The organism is Streptomyces sp. YKOK-I1, assembly GCF_054660435.1.
Genome location: NZ_BAAGDR010000001.1, coordinates 1274278 through 1296472, shown reverse-complemented (window position 1 = coordinate 1296472; position 22195 = coordinate 1274278). Strand labels below are relative to the sequence as shown.

Here is a 22195-nt window from a genome sequence, read left to right as displayed (position 1 = left end):
CCCCACCGCACCACCCCACCGCACTGCCCCACCGCCCCATCCTCTAGGGACTGATGACGCTCATGGTTAACGAGGACAAGCTCCGCGACTACCTCAAGCTGGTCACCACCGACCTTCGGCAGACCCGCCGTCGCCTTCAGGAGGTCGAGGCCCGGCAGCAGGAGCCCATCGCCATCGTCTCGATGAGCTGCCGCTTCCCCGGCAACGCGCACACTCCCGAGGACTTCTGGGCCATGCTGGTGGCAGGCGCCGACACCGTCTCCGAGCTGCCCGCGAACCGCGGCTGGGACCTGGAGAACCTGTACCACCCCGACCCGGAACACCAGGGCACCAGCTATACCCGTTCCGGCTCGTTCCTCTACGACGCGGCCGACTTCGACCCCGCGTTCTTCGGTATATCGCCGCGCGAGGCGACGATGATGGACCCGCAGCAGCGGCTGCTGCTGGAGACCTCGTGGGAGGCGCTGGAGCGGGCCGGGATCGACCCCGGCACCCTGCGCGGCGAGAAGGCCGGCGTGTTCGTCGGCAGCAGCGACCAGGGGTACGGGGCGGCTGCCGCCCGGGCCCGGGACCGCGTCGAGGGACACATGCTGACGGGCGGCTCCGGCGCGGTGCTGTCCGGCCGCATCGCCTACACCCTCGGCTTCGAGGGTCCCGCCGTCACCGTCGACACCATGTGTTCCTCGTCGCTGGTGGCGCTGCACCTCGCCGTCCAGGCCCTGCGCCAGGACGAGTGCCGCCTCGCCCTGGCCGCCGGAGCCACCGTCATGGCCGGCCCCCGGAACTTCGTGGAGTTCAGTCGGCAGCGGGGGCTTGCGCCGGACGGTCGGTGCAAGCCGTTCGCGGCGGGGGCGGACGGTACCGGCTGGGGTGAGGGTGTGGGGGTGTTGTTGCTGGAGCGGCTGTCGGACGCTCGTCGCAACGGTCATCCGGTGCTGGCGGTGGTGCGTGGTTCGGCGGTGAACCAGGACGGGGCGAGCAATGGTCTGACGGCGCCCAACGGTCCCGCGCAGGAGCGGGTGATCCGGGCGGCCCTCGCCAACGCACGGCTGGGCGCCGATCTGGTGGACGCGGTGGAGGCGCACGGCACGGGGACCACACTGGGCGACCCGATCGAGGCACAGGCGCTCCTGGCGACCTACGGGCAGGACCGCGAGGCACCGTTGCGGATGGGCTCCCTGAAGTCCAACATCGGCCATCTGCAGGCCAGTTCGGGTGTCGCCGGCATCATCAAGATGGTGCTCGCCATGCATCACGGCGTCCTCCCGAAGCTGCTGCACCTGGACGAGCCCACCCCGCACGTCGACTGGTCGTCCGGCGCGGTCGAACTCCTCACCGAGAACGAGGCGTGGCCCGAGACCGGTCGGCCCCGTCGCGCGGGCGTCTCCTCCTTCGGCGGGAGCGGCACCAACGCCCATGTGATCCTCGAACAGGCGCCGGAGTCCGACCCCGAGGTGAGGGAACCGGAGACCGTCGACGACACCACGGCACCGGTGTTCGCGGCTGGTGGTGTGGTGCCGTGGATGGTGTCGGGTCGTGGTGGGGAGGGGCTGGCGGGCCAGGCCGGTCGCCTGGCGTCGTCTGTGGAGTCCGCCGGTGACGAGGTGCGACCGGTGGATGTGGCGTGGTCACTGGCCGCGACCCGAGCCGCGTTCGAGAACAGGGCGGTCCTCCTCGGTACGGAGCGAAATGAACTCATCTCAGGACTCGGGGACTTGGCGGCCAACGCCGGTGTGGCTCCCGGAGCGGTGACCGGCAGCTTCGACGTGGTTCCCGACGGCACGGTGTTCGTGTTTCCGGGTCAGGGGGCGCAGTGGGTGGGGATGGGGCGGGAGTTGTGGGGTGTCTCGCCGGTGTTCGCGGCGTCGATGGAGGCTTGTGAGCGGGCGTTGGCTCCTTTTGTGGGGTGGTCGTTGAGTGAGGTGGTGCGGGGTGGGGGTGAGTTGGTGGATGTGGATGTGGTGCAGCCGGTGTCGTGGGCGGTGATGGTGTCGTTGGCTGCGGTGTGGGCTGCGTGTGGTGTGGTGCCGTCGGTGGTGGTGGGGCATTCGCAGGGGGAGATCGCGGCTGCGGTGGTGGCGGGTGGTCTGTCGTTGGAGGACGGGGCGCGGGTGGTGGCGTTGCGTTCGCGGGCGATCCGTGCGATCGCCGGGCGCGGCGGCATGGTCTCTGTCCCGCTTCCGCTCGCCGACGTCGAGGAGTTGCTGACGTCGTGGTCGGGGCGGGTTGATGTGGCGGCGGTGAACGGTCCGGCTTCGGTGGTCGTGGCCGGGGACGCGGACGCGCTGGACGAGCTGATGGCGTACTGCGAGAGCAGTGACGTAAGGGCTCGTCGTGTTCCGGTGGATTACGCCTCCCACACCTGGCACGTCGAGGCGATCGAGGACGAGCTGGCGCGGGTGCTGGCGGCCGTCGAACCGCGAACCGGTCAGGTGCCGTTCTTCTCCACGACCGAGGCGGAGATCGTCGACACCGCCCGCCTCGACGGAGCTTACTGGTACCGCAACCTGCGTCGGCGGGTGCGTTTCGCGGATGCCGTCCAGGGTCTGGTGGAGCAGGGTTACGGGGCGTTCGTGGAGGTGAGTTCGCATCCGGTGCTGGGGATGGCGGTGCAGGAGGCGGCGCCGGACGCGGTCGTGGTGGGAACCCTGCGCCGTGACAAGGGTGACGCTCATCGTGTCCTGACCTCGCTGGCCGAGGCCTGGGTACGGGGGATCCCGGTGGACTGGACGGCGGTCCTGGCCGGCCACGGGGCCCGGACGGTGGCGCTGCCGACGTATGCCTTCCAGCACCGCCCCTACTGGTTCGACCCCGACCGCCCGCACCCGGTCGCCGCCACCGGCGGTGTTCAGGACCCGGCGGACGCCGAATTCTGGGCGGCTGTCGAGGAGCAGGACGTCGAAGCGCTGACCGGCGTCCTCGAAGTCGCAGGGGACACCGGGCAGGAGGCGCTGGCCCAGGCGCTGCCCGTGCTGTCGGCCTGGCGCCGGGGCCGCCGAGCCGCGTCCACCCTCGACTCCTGGCGCTACCGCCTCGCCTGGCGGCCGACGGCCGATTCCACGTCCACCACACTGGAAGGGACTTGGCTGGTCGTCGTTCCCGCGAGCCACGCGGGCACCGAACTCGTCCGGGTCTGCCTGGAGGGGCTCGCCGCGCACGGGGCTCAGACCGTCCCCCTGTTCGTCGACTCCTCCGACACCGACCGCGAGCGGCTGGCGGCCCTGCTGACCGAGACGGCACAGCACCATGGCGTGGACTCCGTCCGGTTCGACGGTGTGCTCTCCTTCCTCGGGCTCGATGAGCACCCGTACCCCGGACAGCCGGGACTCGCGTCCGGTCTGGTGGCCGGGCTGGCGCTGATCCAGGCGTGCGGTGACCTCGGTGTGCGTGCCCCGCTGTGGCTGGCCACCAGCGGGGCCGTCACCACGGGCGACAGCGACCCCCTGCGCAACCCCGTACAGAACGGCACCTGGGGCATGGGCAGGGTCGCCGCACTGGAGCACCCCGAGTTCTGGGGTGGCCTCGTCGATCTCCCGGAGCAGCCCGATGAGCGCACCGCCACCCGGCTGTGCGGGATCCTCGCCGACTCCGGCTCCCGTGCCGAGGACCAGGTGGCCGTCCGGCGCACCGGCGTCCTGATCCGCCGGCTGACCCGGGTCCCCGCCGGGGTGTCGGACGGCGGTCACGGTACGTGGACCTCGCGCGGCACCGCGTTGATCACCGGCGGCACCGGTGGCCTCGGCGGCCACACGGCCCGCTGGCTCGCGAGCAACGGAACCGAGCACCTGGTCCTGGTCAGCCGCCGTGGAGCGGACGCCCCGGGCGCCGCCGAACTGGAGGCCGAGCTGCGGGAGCTGGGCGCCCGCGTCACCCTCGCCTCCTGCGACATCGCCGACCGGGACGCCCTGGCCGCGCTCGTCGAGCGGGTGGAGGCCGACGGGCCGCCCATCCGCACCGTCGTGCACACCGCCGGCGTCGGCATCCTCATCCCGCTGGCCACCACCACCCTCCAGGAGTTCGCCGACGGGGCCGAGGCCAAGCTGTCGGGCGTCGCGCATCTCGACGCGCTCTTCCCCGACGACCGGCTCGACGCGTTCGTCGTGTTCTCCTCCGTCGCCGGAGTCTGGGGCAGCGGCGACCACGGAGCGTACGCGGCGGCCAACGCCTACGCCGACGCGGTCGCCGAGCACCGGCGGGCCCGCGGCCTGGCCGGTACCTCCATCGCGTGGGGCATCTGGAGCGACGAGGGCGGCGGCATGGCCCTCGACATCGTCCAGGAGCAACTGCGCTGGCGCGGCATCCCCTTCATGGACCCCGCCCTCGCGGTCAGGGGCATGCAGCAGGTCCTGGACCGCGACGAGTGCTTCGTCGCCGTCGCCGACATCGACTGGGAGCGTTTCGTCCCCGTCTTCACCGCTGCCCGCCCCCGCCCCCTCCTCACCGAGGTGCCCGAGGTCGCCGAGCTGCTGCGCGCCGAGGAAGAACGAACCCGCCAGGACACATCGGCCGCGGCGGGCTCCGGTCTCGTCGACCGGCTGCGCGGCATGGTCCCCGACGAACAGCAGCAGGCCGTACTGGATTTGGTACGTGCCCAGGTCGCCGGAGTGCTCGGGCACAGCAGCCCGAACAGCGTGGAAGTGGGCCGGGCATTCCGCGAGCTGGGCTTCGACTCGCTGACCTCGGTTGAGCTGCGGAACCGGCTGAACGCCGCCACCGGCCTGCGTCTGCCCGTCACCGTGATCTTCGACCGGCCCACGGTCACCGCCCTGGCCCGGCACGTCCGCGAGGAACTGCTCGGAGACCCGGCGGCCCTTCCCGTGCCGGCCACGCCCATGGCCCCCGACCGTGGGGCCGCCGCGGACGACGACCCGATCGTCATCGTCTCCATGAGCTGCCGCTACCCGGGCGGCGCCGACAGCCCCGAGGAACTGTGGCGGATCCTCGCCGAGGGCCGCGACGTCATCGACGCCTTCCCCGACGACCGCGCCTGGGACCTCGAGGCCCTGTACGACCCGGACCCGGACCGCGAGGGCACCTGCTACGCACGCGAGGGCGGCTTCGTCTACGACGCGGGCGACTTCGACCCCGGCTTCTTCGGGATCTCGCCGCGCGAGGCCGTCGCCATGGACCCCCAGCAGCGGTTGCTGCTGGAGACCTCCTGGGAGGTGCTGGAACGGGCCGGGCTCGTGCCCGAGGAGCTGCGCGGCACTCCCGTAGGCGTGTTCGTGGGCGCCGCCAACCAGGGCTTCGGCGGCCTGGACAACCTGCCCGAGGGCGTCGAAGGACACATCGTCACCGGCAGCGCCACCAGCGTGCTGTCCGGCCGGATCGCCTACACCCTCGGCCTGGAGGGCAGCGCGGTGACCATCGACACCGCCTGCTCCTCCTCTCTGGTCGCCCTCCACATGGCGGTCCAGGCGCTGCGCTCCGGAGAGTGCTCCATGGCTCTGGCGGGCGGCGTCGCCGTGATGGTCGAACCCATCGGCTTCATCGGCTTCGCCCGGACCCGTGGCGTCGCCAAGGACGGCCGGTCGAAGGCGTTCGCCAAGGCCGCCGACGGCATGGGGCTCGCCGAGGGAGCGGGCATGGTGCTCCTCGAGCGGCTCTCGGACGCCCGCCGCAACGGCCATCCCGTGCTGGCCGTGGTCCGCTCCACCGCCCTCAACCAGGACGGTGCGAGCAACGGCCTCAGCGCCCCCAGCGGCCCCGCCCAGCAGCAGGTGATCCGGGCGGCCCTCGCCAAGGCCGGGCTGTCGGCGGCTGACGTGGACGCGGTGGAGGCGCACGGCACGGGGACCACGCTGGGCGACCCGATCGAGGCACAGGCGCTCCTGGCGACCTACGGCCAGGGCAGGGACCCGGAACGACCGCTGTGGCTGGGCTCGTTGAAGTCCAACATCGGTCACACCCAGGCAGCCTCCGGTGTCGGCGGGGTGATGAAGATGGTGCTGGCGCTGCAGCACGGGCTCCTTCCGCCGACACTGCACGTCGACGAGCCGACTCCGCATGTCGACTGGTCGACGGGGGCGGTGTCGTTGCTCACGGAGGCCGTGGAGTGGCCGCAGGCCGAAGGCCGTCCGCGCCGCGCCGGTGTGTCGTCCTTCGGAGTGAGCGGCACCAACGCGCATGTGGTGGTGGAGGAGGCTCCGGTTCTGTCGGAGGCCGGCTCCGGCCATGTGGATGTGGCACCGGTGTTCGTGGGTGGTGGTGTGGTGCCGTGGGTGGTGTCGGGTCGTGGTGGGGAGGGGCTGGCGGGTCAGGCGGGCCGTCTGGCGTCGGTCGTGGGTGAGGTGCGGCCGGTGGATGTGGCGTGGTCACTGGCCGCCACGCGTTCGGCGTTTGAGAACCGGGCTGTGGTCCTGGGTGGTGGGTCTGCGGAACTCGTCGGCGGGCTGCATGTGTTGGCTGCTGGTGGGGTGGTCGGCTCCGGTGTGGTGCGGGGTGCGGTGGCGGGTGGTGGTGCTGATCGGGTGGTGTTCGTGTTTCCGGGTCAGGGGGCGCAGTGGGTGGGGATGGGGCGGGAGTTGTGGGGTGTCTCGCCGGTGTTCGCGGCGTCGATGGAGGCGTGTGAGCGGGCGTTGGCTCCTTTTGTGGGGTGGTCGTTGAGTGAGGTGGTGCGGGGTGGGGGTGAGTTGGTGGATGTGGATGTGGTGCAGCCGGTGTCGTGGGCGGTGATGGTGTCGTTGGCTGCGGTGTGGGCTGCGTGTGGTGTGGTGCCGTCGGTGGTGGTGGGTCATTCGCAGGGGGAGATCGCGGCTGCGGTGGTGGCGGGTGGTCTGTCGTTGGAGGACGGGGCGCGGGTGGTGGCGTTGCGTTCGCGGGCGATCCGTGCGATCGCGGGGCGTGGGGGCATGGTGTCGGTTCCTCTTCCGCTTGCCGAGGTGGAGGAGTTGCTGACGTCGTGGTCGGGGCGGGTTGATGTGGCGGCGGTGAATGGTCCGGCTTCGGTGGTCGTGGCCGGGGACGCGGACGCGCTGGATGAGTTGATGGCGCATTGCGGGGCGGAGGAGATCCGGGCTCGTCGTGTTCCGGTGGATTACGCCTCCCACACCTGGCACGTCGAGGCGATCGAGGACGAGCTGGCCCGGGTGCTGGCGGCGGTCGAGCCCCGTTCGGGTGAGGTGCCGTTCTTCTCCACGACCGAGGCGGAGGTCGTCGACACGGCCCGTCTGGACGGGGGTTACTGGTACCGGAATCTGCGTCGGCGGGTGTGTTTCGCGGAGGCCGTTCAGGGTCTGGTGGAGCAGGGGTATGGGGCGTTCGTGGAGGTGAGTTCGCATCCGGTGCTGGGGATGGCGGTGCAGGAGGCGGCGCCGGACGCGGTCGTGGTGGGAACGCTGCGCCGTGACAAGGGTGATGCTCATCGTGTCCTGACCTCGCTGGCCGAGGCCTGGGTACGGGGTATCCCGGTGGACTGGACGGCTGTTCTGGCGGGCCAGGATGCGCGGACGGTCCCGCTGCCCACCTACGCCTTCCAACACCGCCGCTACTGGCTCGAGAAGACGGCTCCCCTGGCGGTTTCGGCCTCGGGGCAGGAGGCGGTGGACGCCCGTTTCTGGGAGGCGGTCGAGCGCGAGGACCTGGAGGCGCTGGCGGAGACGTTGTGCGTGTCCGACAGGGAGTCGCTGGCCGGGGTCCTTCCCGCGTTGTCGGGCTGGCGCCGGGAGCAGGCGACGCGGTCGGTGGTGGACGGCTGGCGGTACAAGGTGGTCTGGAAGCCGGTCGGCCGGGACATCCGGGACGTGGCCCTGACCGGCGCCTGGCTGCTCGTCGTCCCGCAGGGACACCCCGACACCGCACTCGTCACCGCCCTGTCCGACGGTCTGGCCGCCCACGGGGCCGAGGTGACCACCCTGGAGGTGGCCGCCGGTGTCGGCCGGGAGCGGCTCACCGCGCTGCTCGGTACGGTCGTGAGTGACGACGGCGGTGCCCTGCGGCCGGCAGGGGTGCTGTCGCTGCTCGCGCTGGACGAGTCGCCGTACGCTCCCGGCACCGCCCTCGACAACGGGCTCGCCCTCACCACGGCCCTGGTGCAGGCCCTCGGTGACGCGGGCGTGGCCGCGCCGCTGTGGATCGCCACCCGCGGCGCGGTGTCCACCGGCCGTGCCGACCGGCCGGCCGCCCCCGTCCAGGCGCAGGCGTGGGGGCTCGGCCGGATCGCCGCTCTGGAGTACCCGCAGCGTTTCGGCGGGCTGGTGGACCTGCCGCCGGAGCTGGACGACCGTGCCCTCGTCCGGCTGGTGGCGGCCCTGTCCGGGGCCGCGCAGGAGGACCAGGTGGCCGTACGGGGTTCCGGGCTGTTCGCGCGGCGGCTGGAGCGGGCCGCGCTGCCCGATCCCGCGCCCGCCCTCTGGACGCCGACCGGCACCGTGCTGGTGACGGGCGGAACCGGGGGTGTGGGGGCTCAGGTCGCCCGTCGGCTGGCCCGCAACGGCGTCGGCCATCTGCTGCTGGTCGGACGCCGGGGCCCGGACGCGCCCGGCGCGGCGGAGCTGGAGGCGGAGCTGACCGGACTCGGCGCCCGCGTCACGCTCGCCGCGTGCGACGCCGCCGACCGGGATCAGCTGGCCGCGCTGCTGGCTGCCGTACCCGGCGACCAGCCGCTCACTGCGGTCGTGCACGCGGCCGGGGTGCTCGACGACGGCGTGCTGGACGGCCTCACTCCCGAGCGTGCCGAGACGGTGCTGCGGCCCAAGGTGGCGGCGGCGCTGCACCTGCACGAGCTGACCCGGGACCTGGAACTGGACGCGTTCGTGCTGTTCTCCTCGCTCGCGGGCACGCTCGGCGGCCCCGGCCAGGGCAGTTACGCGGCCGCCAACGCCTTCCTCGACGCGCTCGCCCGGCAGCGGCACGCCGACGGGCTGCCCGCCACGTCGGTCGCCTGGGGTGCCTGGGGCGGCGGAGGACTGGCCGCAGGGGAGACCGGTGAGCGGCTGGCCAGGGCGGGTATGCCGGCCATGGAGCCCGAGTCGGCCCTGACGGGGCTTCAGCAGGCCGTGTCCGCCGGTGAACCCGTGCTGGCGCTGGCCGACGTACGGTGGGAGACGTACGCGTTCGCCCACTCCGACCGCGCCCCGCGGGTCCTCGCAGACCTGCCCGAGGTTCGGGCGGCCCTGGCGGCGCGCGGCGCGCCCGTGGCGGACGGCGGCGACGCCAACGCGCTCACGGGGCGCCTGGCAGGCCTTGCGTACGACGACCAGCGGCGTGAACTCCTCGCTCTGGTGCGGACGTTGGCGGCCGCGGCGCTCGGGTACGCGGGCGCCGACCAGGTCGACGAGGAGCGGGCCTTCCGCGACCTCGGCTTCGACTCGCTCACCGCGGTGGCCCTGCGCAACACCCTCGCCGAGAGCACCGGACTCCGGCTGCCGGTCACCCTGGTCTTCGACCACCCGACCTCCCTCGCGCTCGCGGCGAAGCTGCACGAGGACCTGTTCGGCACGGCAGGCATGCCCGCCGACCAGGCTCAGGCCGACCCGGCACCGGCCGGCTCGCTCCGGCCCGTCGCGACGGACGACGACCCCGTGGTGATCGTGTCGATGGGCTGCCGCTACCCCGGTGGGGTGGACGGCCCGGAGGACCTGTGGCGGCTGCTCGCACAGGGCGGTGACGCCGTGTCCGCCTTCCCCGAGGATCGCGGCTGGGACCTCGAGGGCGCCTACGACCCCGACCCGGACCGTCCGGGCACCTTCTACGCCCGCGGCGGCGGATTCCTGTACGACGCGCACCACTTCGACCCCGAGTTCTTCGGCATGAGCCCGCGCGAGGCGCTGGCCGTGGACCCGCAGCAACGGCTGCTGCTCGAGACGTCGTGGGAGGCGTTCGAGCGGGCCGGCATCGATCCCAGGACGCTGCGCGGCAGCGCCACCGGGGTGTTCGTCGGCTCCAACTACCACGACTACGGCTCCCGGGTTCAGCACGCCCCGAAGGGCTTCGAGGGCTACCTGGCCACCGGAAGCGCCGGCAGCGTGGCCTCGGGACGGATCTCCTACACCTTCGGTCTGGAGGGCCCGGCCGTCACCGTCGACACCGCCTGCTCCTCGTCCCTGGTGGCCCTGCACATGGCCGCGCAGGCACTGCGCTCCGGTGAGTGCACCATGGCGCTGGCCGGCGGGGTCACGGTGATCTCCTCGCTGGACACGTTCGTCGAGTTCAGCCGACAGCGCGCCCTGTCCGCGGACGGCCGCTGCAAGGCGTTCTCCGACGACGCCGACGGCGCGGGCTGGGCCGAGGGCGTCGGCGTGGTGCTGCTGGAGCGGCTCTCCGACGCCCGGCGGGGCGGCCACCCCGTTCTCGCGGTGCTCGCCGGTTCGGCGGTCAACCAGGACGGCGCCAGCAACGGCCTCACCGCGCCGAGCGGACCGGCACAGCAGCGCGTCATCCGTCAGGCGCTGGCCGCCGCCGGGCTCTCCCCGGCCGATGTCGACGCCGTCGAGTCCCACGGCACCGGCACCCGGCTCGGCGACCCCATCGAGGCGCAGGCGCTGATGGCGACGTACGGTCAGGACCGGCCCGAGGACCGGCCGCTGCTGCTCGGCGCCCTGAAGTCCAACATCGGGCACACCCAGGCCGCCGCCGGTGTCGGCGGTGTGATCAAGATGGTGCTGGCGATGCGGCACGGTGTGCTGCCGCGCACCCTGCACGCCGACCGGCCCTCGACCCGCATCGACTGGACCGAGGGGGCGGTGGCGCTCCTGACGGAGGCGGTCGAGTGGCCGGAGAGCGCGGGACGTCCGCGCCGGGCCGGCGTGTCGGCCTTCGGCATCAGCGGCACCAACGCCCATGTGATCCTGGAGCAGCCGCCCGCCGAGTCGCCCCGGCCGCCGGCCCGGTCCCCGCAGCCGTCCGCCGAGGCTCCCGAACCTCCGGTCCACGGTGGTGTGGTCCCCTGGGTGCTCTCCGCACGGAGCGCCGACGCCCTGCGCGCCCAGGCCGTGCGGCTGCTCGCGCACGTGGAGGACCCGGAGCGCACCGCCCCGCCCCTCGACATCGCGCACACCCTCGCCCTCGGGCGCACCGGCTTCGACCACCGCGCGGCCGCCGTCGGCCGCGACCAGGACGAACTCATCTCCTGTGTCAGGGCGTTGGCCGAGGAACGGGAGGCTCCCGGACTGGTGCGCGGGGAGCGGCGCCGAGGCGGCCGCACCGCGTTCCTCTTCAGCGGTCAGGGCAGCCAGCGGCCGGGCGCGGGCCGTGACCTGTACGCCGCCCACCCGGTCTTCGCCGACGCCCTCGACGCCGTGTGCGCCGAACTCGACCGGGAGCTCGAACGGCCTTTGAAGGAAGTGCTGTTCGCCCCTGCCGGCACCCCCGACGCCGAGCTGCTGGACCGCACCGCCTACACCCAGGCCGCGCTGTTCGCTCTGGAGGTCGCCCAGTTCCGGCTGCTGGAACACTGGGGGCTGCGGCCGGACATCGTGGTCGGCCACTCCATCGGCGAACTCGCCGCCGCCCATGTCGCCGGCGTGTTCGACCTCGCCGGCGCCTGCCGTCTGGTCGCCGCCCGGGGCCGGCTGATGCAGCGACTGCCCGACGGCGGCGCCATGCTGGCCGTGCAGGCGGGCGAGACGGAGGTCGTGGAAGCCCTGCGCGACTACGAGGACCGGGTGTCCGTCGCCGCCGTCAACGGCCCGGCGTCCGTGGTCGTCTCCGGTGACGAGGACGCCGTGCAGGAGCTGGCCGAGGCATGGCGCGAGGCGGGGCTGCGCACCAAGCGGCTGACGGTGTCGCACGCCTTCCACTCGCCGCGCATGGAACCGATGCAGGCCGGCTTCGCGGCCGTCGCCCGCGCGACGACGTACACCCCCCCGAGCGTGCCCGTCGTCTGCGACCTCACCGGCGAACTCGCCGACTCCGGGCAGCTGGAGGGCGCCGACTACTGGGTGGGCCATGTGCGCGGCACGGTCCGGTGGGCCGACGCCGTCGCCACCCTGGAGCGGCAGGGCGTCACCGCCTACCTCGAACTGGGTCCCGACGCGGTGCTCACCGCCATGACCCGCGACTGTCTCGCCGACCCGCAGGCCGCCGTCGTCACCCCGCTGCTGCGCCGCGACCGGCCCGAGGAGACCGCGGTCACGACCGCCCTCGCCACGCTCCACGTGCACGGCGCGAGCCCCGACTGGGCCCGGTACTTCGCCGGTCGTCCGGTGCGCCGGGCCGAGCTGCCGACGTACGCCTTCCAGCACGCCCGCTACTGGCTCGACGCCGACCCCGGCGTCCCGGACCTCGCCGCCGCCGGGCTCTCCGCCGGGGAGCATCCGCTGCTCGCCGCGGGCACGGCCCTCGCGGGCGGCGACGGCTACCTCCTCACCGGACGGCTCTCACTCAGCAGCCACCCCTGGCTCGCCGACCACGCGGTCTCCGGCACCGCCATCCTGCCCGGCACCGCCTTCCTGGAACTGGCCCTGCTGGCCGCCGACCGGGTCGGCGGCACCGCCGTCGACGAACTCACCCTGGAGGCACCGCTCGTGCTGCCCGAGCAGGGCGCCGTCCACCTCCAGGTCACCGTCGGCGAGCCCGGCGAGCAGGGAGTGCGCGCCGTGACCGTGCACTCCCGACCGGACGACGCGGCGGACGGCGAGCCGTGGACCCGCCATGCGCTCGGTCAGCTCAGCGCCACGGCACACCCGGCCGACGAGTCCCCGCTCGGGCCGTGGCCGCCGCAGGGCGCCGAGGAGATCGCCCTCGACGGGCTCCACGACCGCTTCGCCGCGAGCGGTTTCGGCTACGGACCCGCGTTCCAGGGGCTGACCGCCGCCTGGAGGCTCGGCGAGGACGTGTACGCCGAGGTCGAGCCGCCCACCGGGATCGCCGCCGACGCCGGTGGCTACGGACTGCACCCGGCCCTGCTGGACGCCGCCCTGCAGACCGTCGGACTGACCCCGGGCGCCGCGTCCGGTCCCGCGCTCATGCCGTTCAGCTGGACCGGCGTACGGCTGCACACGCCGGGAGCCGGCGCGCTGCGGGTGCGCCTCGTCCCGGCCGGCCCCGACACGGTCGCGCTGACCGTCACCGATCCCGCGGGCGGTCCCGTGGTCACGGTGAGCGGACTGACCCTGCGACCCCTGCCCGCCGGGCACCTCGGGGGCGACGCCCGCACCGCCGCCCGGCATCTGTACGAACTGGAGTGGCTGACCCCGCACACCACCGGCGCCAGCGCCGCCCCCGCCCGGCCCGTCTCCGACGGCTTCGCCGTCCTGGACTGCGACATGGACCCCTCCCTCGGGGAGGCCCTGACGGCCGTCGGGCTCGCCGCCGCACCCCACCCCGGCCTGGACGGCCTCGCCCGCGCCGTCGCCGTCGGCGACCTCCCGGCGCCCGGGACGGTGCTGGCCGCCGTGCCCGGCCTCGGTGACGCCGAGGCGGGGCTGCCGGACGGCGCCGACACGGCCGCCGCCGTGCGCCGGGTGACCGGTCAGGTGCTGCGGCTGCTCCAGGACTGGCTCGCCGACGACACCTTCAACGCCACCCGCCTGGTGCTGGTCACCCGGCACGCCGTGACCGTCCACGACGGCGACCGGGCGCCCGACCCGGTGGCCGCGGCGGTATGGGGCCTGGTGCGCACCGCGCAGACCGAGAACCCGGACCGGTTCCTGCTCCTCGACTGGGACGGCGCCGAGGAGTCGTACCGGGCGCTGCCCGCCGCGGCCCGCCACGAGGAACCGCAGGTCACCCTCCGCAAGGGCGAGCTGCGGGTGCCGAGGCTGGTCCGTGCCCGGCCGACCCAGCAGGCCGACGGCGACACCGGCGCGCTGCTCGACCCGGACGGCACCGTCCTGGTCACCGGGGCCACCGGCGCGCTCGGCGGCCTCGTCGCCCGGCATCTGGCCGGCCGGCACGGGGCCCGGCACCTGCTGCTCGTCGGCCGCCGCGGCCCCGACGCGCCGGGCGCCCGGGAACTCCTCGACGACCTGACCGCGCTCGGTGCCCGGGCCGAACTCGTCGCCTGCGACACCTCCGACCGGGAGGCGCTGGCCGCGCTGCTCGCCACGGTCCCCGCGCGGCACCCGCTGACCGCCGTGGTGCACACCGCGGGCGTCCTCGACGACGGTGTCATCGGCACCCTCACCCAGGAACGGCTCGACACGGTGCTCGCCGCCAAGGCCGACACCGCGCTGCACCTGCACGAACTGACCCGGGACAGCGAGCTGCGCGCCTTCGTGCTCTACTCCTCGCTGGCCGGCGTCCTCGGCGGCTCCGGGCAGGGCAACTACGCGGCGGCCAACGCCTTCCTCGACGCCCTCGCCCGGCAGCGGCGCGCCCACGGACTGCCCGCCCAGTCACTGGCGTGGGGCCTGTGGGAGGAGCGGTCGGCGATGACCGGCAAGCTGGACCGGGCCGACCTGGTGCGGATGGCGCGCGGCGGTGTCGTCCCGATGCCGTCCGAGCAGGCCCTCGGCCTCTTCGACGCCGCCGTGGCGGCCGACCGGGCGGTGCTGGTCCCGGCCCGTTTCGACACGGCCGGGCTGCGGACGCCCGACGGGGAGGTTCCGGCCCTGCTGCGGTCCCTCGTCAAGCCCGCGCCCGGCCGCCGCGCCGCCGCCGGGGCCGACGGGGGCGCGCCCGCCGAGCGGCTGCGCCGCAGGCTCGCGGAACTGGACGCCGAGGCGCGCCTCGCGGTGCTGGCGGACCTCGTCCGCGACCATGCGGCGGCCGTGCTGGGCTACGCCGACTCCGAGGCGGTGGACCCCGAACGCGGCTTCCTGGAGATGGGCTTCGACTCGCTGACCGCCGTCGAGCTGCGCAACCGGCTCACCACCGCGACCGGGCTCAGGCTGCCCGCCACGCTGCTGTTCGACTACCCGACGCCCCTCGGGCTGGCCCGCCACCTGCGGGCGGAGACCGCGCCGGGCGCCGCGGCGGCCGTGCGGCCGATGCTGGCGGAACTCGACCGGCTGGAGGGCGCGTTGGCCGAGATCGCCGGGGACGAGGAGGTGCGCTCCGCGCTGGCCGGGCGGTTGCGCGGTCTGCTGTCCACGCTGGACACGGCCGCGGCCGCCGGGACCACGGTCCCCTCCGGCGGGGCCGGTCCCGGCGGTCACGGCGGGTCCCCGCAGGCGGCGGTCGAGGAGCGGATCGACGCGGCCAGCGACGACGACCTCTTCGACTTCATCGACCAGCAGTTCGGGTCCGCGTGAGCGGTGGCGTGCGGCTCCCTCGGACACCCGCACGTCACCCCTGACGGAGCGTCAATTGAGCTGCCAGATATAGGACTTCACCTAACAGAGGCCGCGATCGGCCCATGGCAGGTGGTGTTCGGTGAATCGTTGCCCCGGGGCCGCCCTTCGGTCCCGGGGCGGCCATCGGGCTGTGAAAGGAGCTGGAGGCCATGGAACGAGCGGCAGTCCTCGCCGGACTCGGCGGCTGGGTACCTCCGACCGTCGTCAGCAACGACCAACTGGCGGAGGTCCTCGACACCAGCGACGAGTGGATCCGCCGCCGTACCGGCATCCGGGAGCGCCGCTGGGTCTCACCGGGGCAGTCCACCGGCGACCTGGCCGTGGAGGCCGGGCGGCGGGCGCTGGCCTCCGCCGGGCTGGAGGGCGTGGACGCGGTCGTCCTCGCCACCAGCTCCCCGGACCGGCACTGCCCCGCGACCGCGCCCGAGGTGGCCACCCGGCTCGGACTCGGGCCGGTCCCGGCGTTCGACGTGGCGGCGGTGTGCACCGGTTTCGTGTACGCCCTCGCGACGGGCGCCGGCATGGTCGCCCTCGGCGCCGCCGAGACCGTGCTGGTGGTGGGCGCGGACGCGTTCTCCACGCTCCTCGCCCCGGACGACCGCGCGACCCGGGTGATCTTCGGGGACGGCGGCGGCGCGGTGGTGCTGCGCGCCGGGTCGCCCACCGAACCCGGGGCGCTCACCGGGCTGAACCTCGGCAGTGACGGCAGCCTCAGCGATCTGATCGAGGTGCCGGCCGGCGGGTCGCGGCAGCGCTCCACGGGGCTGCCGGCCAAGACCGAGGACACCTACTTCACCATGCAGGGGCAGGCCGTCTACGCGCAGGCGGTGCGGCGGATGGCGGAGTCGGTGAAGGAGACCGCCCGGCGGACCGGATGGGACCCGGCGGAGATCGACGCCTTCGTGCTGCACCAGGCCAACGCCCGGATCCTGGAAGCGGTCGCCCGGCGACTCGTCCTGCCTCCGGAGCGGTTCCTCTCCAACATCGAGACGCGCGGCAACACGGTCGCCGCCTCGATTCCCCTGGCCCTGGCCGACGGGGTCGTCTCCGGGGAGCTGCGCCCCGGGCACAGGGTGGTGCTGGCCGGTTTCGGCGGCGGCCTCACCTGGGGGTCGATGGCCCTGGTCTGGCCCCACCTGGCCCCGCCCCCGACGGCGTCGCCGGAACCCGCGGCCGCCTCCGCCGGGACCGAGGCCGGCACGCCCTGACCGCAGGGCCGCCGAGCGACGCCCGAAGCCCCGGAACCAGGCCACCAGGAGGACCGTTGGACGCGCAGTCGATCGTCGCCCAGTTGCTGACGCCCGAGGGACGAGCCGATCCCTACCCGCTGTACCGGCGCGCCCTCGAACTGGGACCCGCCGTTCCGGCCGGGGACGGTCTGCTGCTGGTCAGCGGCTACGACGCCTGCCGGCAGGCGCTGCGCAGTCCCGGCCTGGGAGCCGACATCAACCTGGTGACCTGGGGCGCCGACCCGGCCGTACACCCGTCGCTGGCCCTGCTGAGCCGGTCCCTCCTGGTCGCGAACCCGCCCCACCACGGGCGGCTGCGTTCGGCGATGTCCCAGGTGTTCACCGCCCGACGGGTGGCGGCCCTGGAAGCCGGGATCGCCGGTGTCACCGACGCCCTGCTCGACACCCTCGCCGAGGCCGGTTCCTCCCCGGTGGACTTCATGGACGCCTTCGCGTTCCCGCTGCCCGCCCATGTCATCTGCGACCTGCTCGGGGTCCCCGTCGAGGACCGGCTCCGCTTCCGGGGCTACGCCGCCGATCTGATGGCCACGCTGGAACTGCTCGCCGACCCCTTTGGCCTCGAGGCCGCCGACCGGGCGGCGGTCGAGGTCGGCCGGTACTTCACCGAGCTGGCCGGGGCACGACGGGCCGACCCGCGTGACGACCTGGTCACCGCCATGGTGCGGGCACGCGACGAGGGGACCCTGCGGGACGACGAGGAACTCGTCGCCAACCTCGCCAGCCTGCTGCTGGCCGGTTTCGAGACCACCACCTACCTCCTCGGCAACGGCCTGCAGCTTCTGTTCGACCATCCCGCGACGGCGGCCGACCTGCGGGACGGAACCCTCGCGGTGGAGCAGTTCGTCGAAGAGGCGCTGCGGTACGACTCACCCGTGCAGCTGAGCAACCGGGCCGTGCTGACCGACGGGGTCTCGATCGCGGGCGTACCGGTGCCCGCCGGCAGCCATGTGGTGCTGCTGCTGGGCGCCGCCCACCGCGATCCGGCCCGCTACGAGGACCCGGACCGCTTCGAACCCCGTCGCAAGGACGTCCAGCCGCTCAGCTTCGGCGGGGGAGCGCACCACTGTCTCGGCGCCATGCTGGCCCGGCTGGAGGCGGTCACCGCCTTCGGCCGGCTGCTCGCGCGGTTCCCCGCCCTGCGCCCGGCCCCCGGGGACGGGCCGGTCCGCCGTGACCGGCTCGTCCTGCGCGGCCACCACAGCCTGCCGGTCGTCCTGACCTGAACCGAACGACCGGCGTTTTCCGGCGAAGTCGCTGCGGCGCCCGACTCGAAAGGTCTCGCCCGGTCCCGCCGTGAGACTTCCGGTGAGGTCCAGCGCGAGCCATGCGGAGGAAGCACGTTGTCGCTCACCACGGAATCCGAACACCAGTCCCTCGGCGTTCTGTCGCCCTCCAGCGAGGAGTCCCTGATCACCCGGTACGCCGGTGGAAAGGGCAGAAACCTGCACACGCTCACCGCGGCCGGCTTCCAGGTGCCGGACTGGTCGGTGATCGGCCTGGACGTCTTCGCCGGCTTCTCCCGCAGAAGCGGACTGGAGGAGCGTCTGTCCCGGCTGCTCGCCGACGGCTGGGACACCACGGCCGATCAGGTCGCCGCCGGGATCGCCGCCCTGATCGAGGAGACCCCCCTCGACCCGCACACCGCCTCGGCCGTCGCCCTGGCCTACCGGCAGGCCGGCGGCCACCTGGTGGCCGTGCGCTCGTCCGGACAGGAGGAGGACGGCACCGAGCACTCCTTCGCCGGCCAGTTCGACAGCTTCCTCAACGTCAGCGGCCTCGACCAGGTCACCGCCCATGTCCGCCGGTGCTGGGCCTCCGGATTCTCCGAACGGTCCCTGCGCTACCGCGCGCAGCGCGGACTGCCACCCGGCACCGGCGGCGTCGCCGTCGTCGTCCAGCGCATGGTGCCCGCGGAGCGCAGCGGCGTGCTGTTCACCGCCGACCCGACCGCAGGCCGCACGGACCGCCACGTGGTCAGCGCCGTCCACGGGCTGGGCGAGGGGCTGGTCTCCGGCGCGGTCGACGCCGACACCGTCGTCCTCGACGCCACCACGGGCGAACCGCTCAGCACGGTCATCGGCGACAAGCAGGAACGCTACGACGCCGGCACCGGAGCGGGTTGCACCGTGTCGCCGGTCACCGACGCGGACCGCGAGGCGCCCGCCCTGACCGCCGACGACCTGGCCCTGCTGCACGCCGCCGGGGTGCGCGCCACCGCACACTACGGCGCCCCGCAGGACATCGAATGGGCCATCGCCGACGGCACCCTGTGGCTCCTGCAGAGCCGCCCCGTCACCACCCTCGGCCCCCGTCCCGGCACCGAGCCGGAACCCGAGGGGGAGCTGCGGATCTGGGACAACTCCAACATCATCGAAAGCTTCAGCGGCGTCGTCTCCCCGCTCACCTACAGCTTCGCCGCCGACACCTACGCCAAGGTGTACGACAGCTACGCCCGCGCGCTGGGCGTCCGGGGCGACCGGCTCCGCGAGGTCCAGGAGTGGACCCCGCACCTGCTCGGCTATGTCCACGGACGCGTCTACTACAACCTGTACCACTGGTACCGGATGGTGCGCCTGGCACCGCTGTATCCGCTCAACCGCCGGGTCCTGGAGAAATCGCTGGGCGTCGCGGAGAGCATCTCCGACGAGACCGCCGACCGGCTGCACCCCTTCACCCCCCGGCCCGGGCTGCGCGGCCGCCTCTCCCACCTGGCCCGAACGGCCGTCTTCGCCCGGCGCTTCCTGACCATCGGCAAGTCGGTGGAGACCTTCCACCGCGACTTCTACCGGGCGTACGAGGTCTTCAACAACGTCGACTACGACGCGCTGCCCGGGGACGAGACCTACCGCCGCTTCCGCCGGCTGCAGAAGGAACTCATCGAGAAATGGGGCCCCTTGCAGGCCCTGGACGCCACGATCCTGCTCTCGGTCGGCCTGCTGGCCCTGCTCACCCGCCGCTGGCTGCCCGACGCCCCCGAGTGGTTCACCTGGGCCGCGGCCGCTCCCGGCGGCGACGTCGAGTCCGCCGAACCGGCCTGGGCGCTCGCCGAACTGGCCACGACGGTGCGTGCCGACGACGCGGCGCGGCACCTGCTGGAGCACACCCCCGACACCGACGCCTACCAGGCGCTGGTCGAGGCCGGACACACCGGCATCGTCGCCGCCGTCGACGCCTACGTCGCCTCCTACGGCTACCGCAGCCCCGACGAACTCAAGCTCGAGGTCCCCGACCTGTACGAGAACCCCGCCGGGCTGTTCACCCTGCTGCGCGACGCCCTGCCGGAGAACCGGGGCGGCGGCGCGGGCGAGCACCTGGGCGAGGCCGACGCCTACCTCGACCGGCAGCTGCGCGGCCCCCGCCGCTGGGTGTACGAGCGGGTACGGCGCAAGGCCCGCGCCGCCCTCACCGACCGCGAACGGCTCCGGTTCTGCCGCACCCGCGCCTTCGGCGCCGCCAAACGCATGCTGCGCGCCCTGGGCCGCGACCTCGCCCGCGCCGGCGCGCTCACGTCCTGGGACGACGTGTTCATGCTGCGCCTGGAGGAGGTCCGGGGCGCCTACGAGGGCATGATCGCCCACACCGAGCTGAAGGACCTGGCCGCCCTGCGGCGCACCCGGCTCGCGGCGGACGCGGCCCTGCACGCCCCGGCCCGCTTCACCACCCGGGGCGCCCCCTACTGGTCGGGCAACCTGGAACGGGCCGGCTGGAGCAGCGGGCCCGCCGCCCGCAGCGGCGCCCGCGAACTGCGCGGCACCCCCTGCTGCCCCGGAGTCGTCGAAGGACCCGCGGTGGTCACCGACACGCCCCGCGACATCGGCGGCGGCATCCTGCTCACCTACCGCACCGACCCCGGCTGGGTGGCCGCCCTGCCCTCGGCCGCCGCGCTGGTCATCGAACGCGGCAGCCCGCTGACCCATGTCGCCGTCGTCGCCCGGGAGTTGGGCATCCCGACGGTGGTGCAGGTCAGGAACGTCACCACCGAGATCCGCACCGGCACCCTCCTGCGCGTCGACGGCGCCGCCGGCACGGTCACCGTACTCGCCGACCCGCCCGACGGCGGCGCGTTCGCCGAGAACCCGGACACTCCCAGGACGGAGACACATCCGTGATCCTCACCGAGGACCAACTGCAGGACCTGCTCGACAAGTCGCTCGCCGAACTCCCCCCGGGCGCAGACTGGGCCGTGGTGCTCGAGGGCTCCATCGCGGAGGGCTTCGGCAACCCCTCCTCCGACATCGACTTCCTGCTCATCGCCCCGTCCGAGGACGACCTGCCCACCATGCCGTCGCTGCTCTTCGTCGACGGCCGCAGGGTGGAGATCCGCACCCGGTCGGTGCGCCAGCTCACCGACCAGTTCCGCGCCCTGGAGAAGGGCGCCGGCCGCCCCGGCCGGCTCTCCGAGGATCTGCTCAACCGGTGCCAGCGGCTGCTGAACAGCCACCCGCTGCGCGGGCACGCCCTGGTCGACCGGGTCAAGGCCCTGATGCCGAGGGAGCGGTTCGCCCGGATCGCCGCCGACTGGTGGGCGCACCGGGCCCGGCAGTCCCTGCGGCACGCGACGGCGCTGCTCTGCCTCGGCGAGCCGGACGAGGCGGTCGACTGGACCCGCGCCGGACTCGTCCAGACGATCAAGTTCTGGGCGGCCGGACAGGGCGAGACCTACCTCGAACCCAAGTGGCTGTCCATGCAGCTCGACCGAGCCGACCAACCCTCCGTACGCGACAGGTACTGGGAGCTGGAGACCACCGTCCCCGCACCCGGCGACGCCGACGCCGCCCGCGCCTGCCTGACCGCCTGCCTCGCCTTCGCCGGGGAACTCGGCCTCACCGGTGTCTGCGCGCGTCCCGAGCGGCTCACCGTGGAACGCGTGGCCGGAGTGACCACCTGGCAGACCGACGCGCGCGTGCACGTCGTCCGCGCGCGGCGCGAGGTGTTCGCCCTCGGCGAGCACGCCGGAGCGGTCTGGCGCTCCCTGGTCCTGGGCCGGCCGCTGCCCCAGGTGCTGGCCGCCGCCTCGGACACCGGTGTCGCCGAACCGGGCAGGCTCCTGGCCACGTTCGTGCGCTACGGACTGATCCGGCTGGCCTGGAAGGGCGGCGGCACCGTCACCCCGGCGCTGCCGCTCGCCGCGCCGCCCGGCCCCGTCACCCCGCCGCCGTCCACCGCACGGCCCCTGCTGTCGGTGCGGGGCGCGGCCGTCAGCGGCCCCGGGGCCGTCGACCTGGTGCCGCTGCCCGCCGAACGGTTCGCCGCCGCCACCATGGCCCTGGTGTGGTCCAACGTCGTCGTCGAGAACGCCGTCGAGGACCTGACCGGCGCGCTCCAGCGAGGTCAGTGGCGGGTCGCCGAACTCACCGCGCGCCGCGCCGTGCACGCCGCGCTGCGCGGCCTGTTCAGCGCGTACGGCGTCAACCCGCTGCCCGCCGACACCGATCTGGTCCGCCGTATCGACCTGCTGCCGCCCGCCACCCTCGCGATCCGGACGCGCGCCGAGGAACTGCTGCGCCGCACCGTCGCCTCGGTGGAGCACGGTGACGACCTCCTCGCCGATCTGCGCGACTACATCGCCCAGGTGCGCGGCACCGCGGGCGCCGACGCCTTCCCCCTCTCCTTCGACTCGGCGGACACCTGGCGGGCCACGCTGGAGCTCAGCTACGACTGGGTGCGCATCGGCGCCCACCTCGACGCGGAACTCCCCCTCGAGGAAGCCCGCGACCTGGTCGCCAGCAACGGTGCCCAGCCCCACCAGGCCGCCTGATCCCCCGCCCC

At 73.9% G+C, this 22195-nt stretch carries 5 protein-coding genes; all 5 read left to right on the top strand.

Features of this window, described 5'->3' with window-relative positions; all coding sequences use genetic code 11:
• Positions 1-62: 62 nt before the first annotated feature.
• The gene (locus ACYQ8Q_RS05260; RefSeq protein WP_460073178.1) at positions 63-15134 is read left to right on the top strand and encodes a type I polyketide synthase; all 15072 of its coding nucleotides are present in this window, start codon (positions 63-65) and stop codon (positions 15132-15134) included.
• 191 nt (positions 15135-15325) lie between these two features.
• Complete coding sequence (locus ACYQ8Q_RS05255) at positions 15326-16384, top strand: beta-ketoacyl-ACP synthase III (RefSeq protein ID WP_460062360.1); 1059 nt, start codon at positions 15326-15328, stop codon at positions 16382-16384.
• 56 nt (positions 16385-16440) lie between these two features.
• Positions 16441-17649: a cytochrome P450 gene (locus tag ACYQ8Q_RS05250; protein WP_460062359.1), complete on the top strand. Its 1209-nt coding sequence runs from the start codon at positions 16441-16443 to the stop codon at positions 17647-17649.
• Between the two features lie 117 nt (positions 17650-17766).
• Positions 17767-20535, top strand: a complete 2769-nt coding sequence (locus tag ACYQ8Q_RS05245) for a phosphoenolpyruvate synthase (RefSeq protein WP_460062357.1) — start codon at positions 17767-17769, stop codon at positions 20533-20535.
• Complete coding sequence (locus tag ACYQ8Q_RS05240; protein WP_460062356.1) at positions 20532-22184, top strand: nucleotidyltransferase domain-containing protein; 1653 nt, start codon at positions 20532-20534, stop codon at positions 22182-22184. The genes ACYQ8Q_RS05245 and ACYQ8Q_RS05240 overlap by 4 nt, the downstream gene beginning before the upstream one ends.
• The last annotated feature ends 11 nt before the right edge of the window (positions 22185-22195 follow it).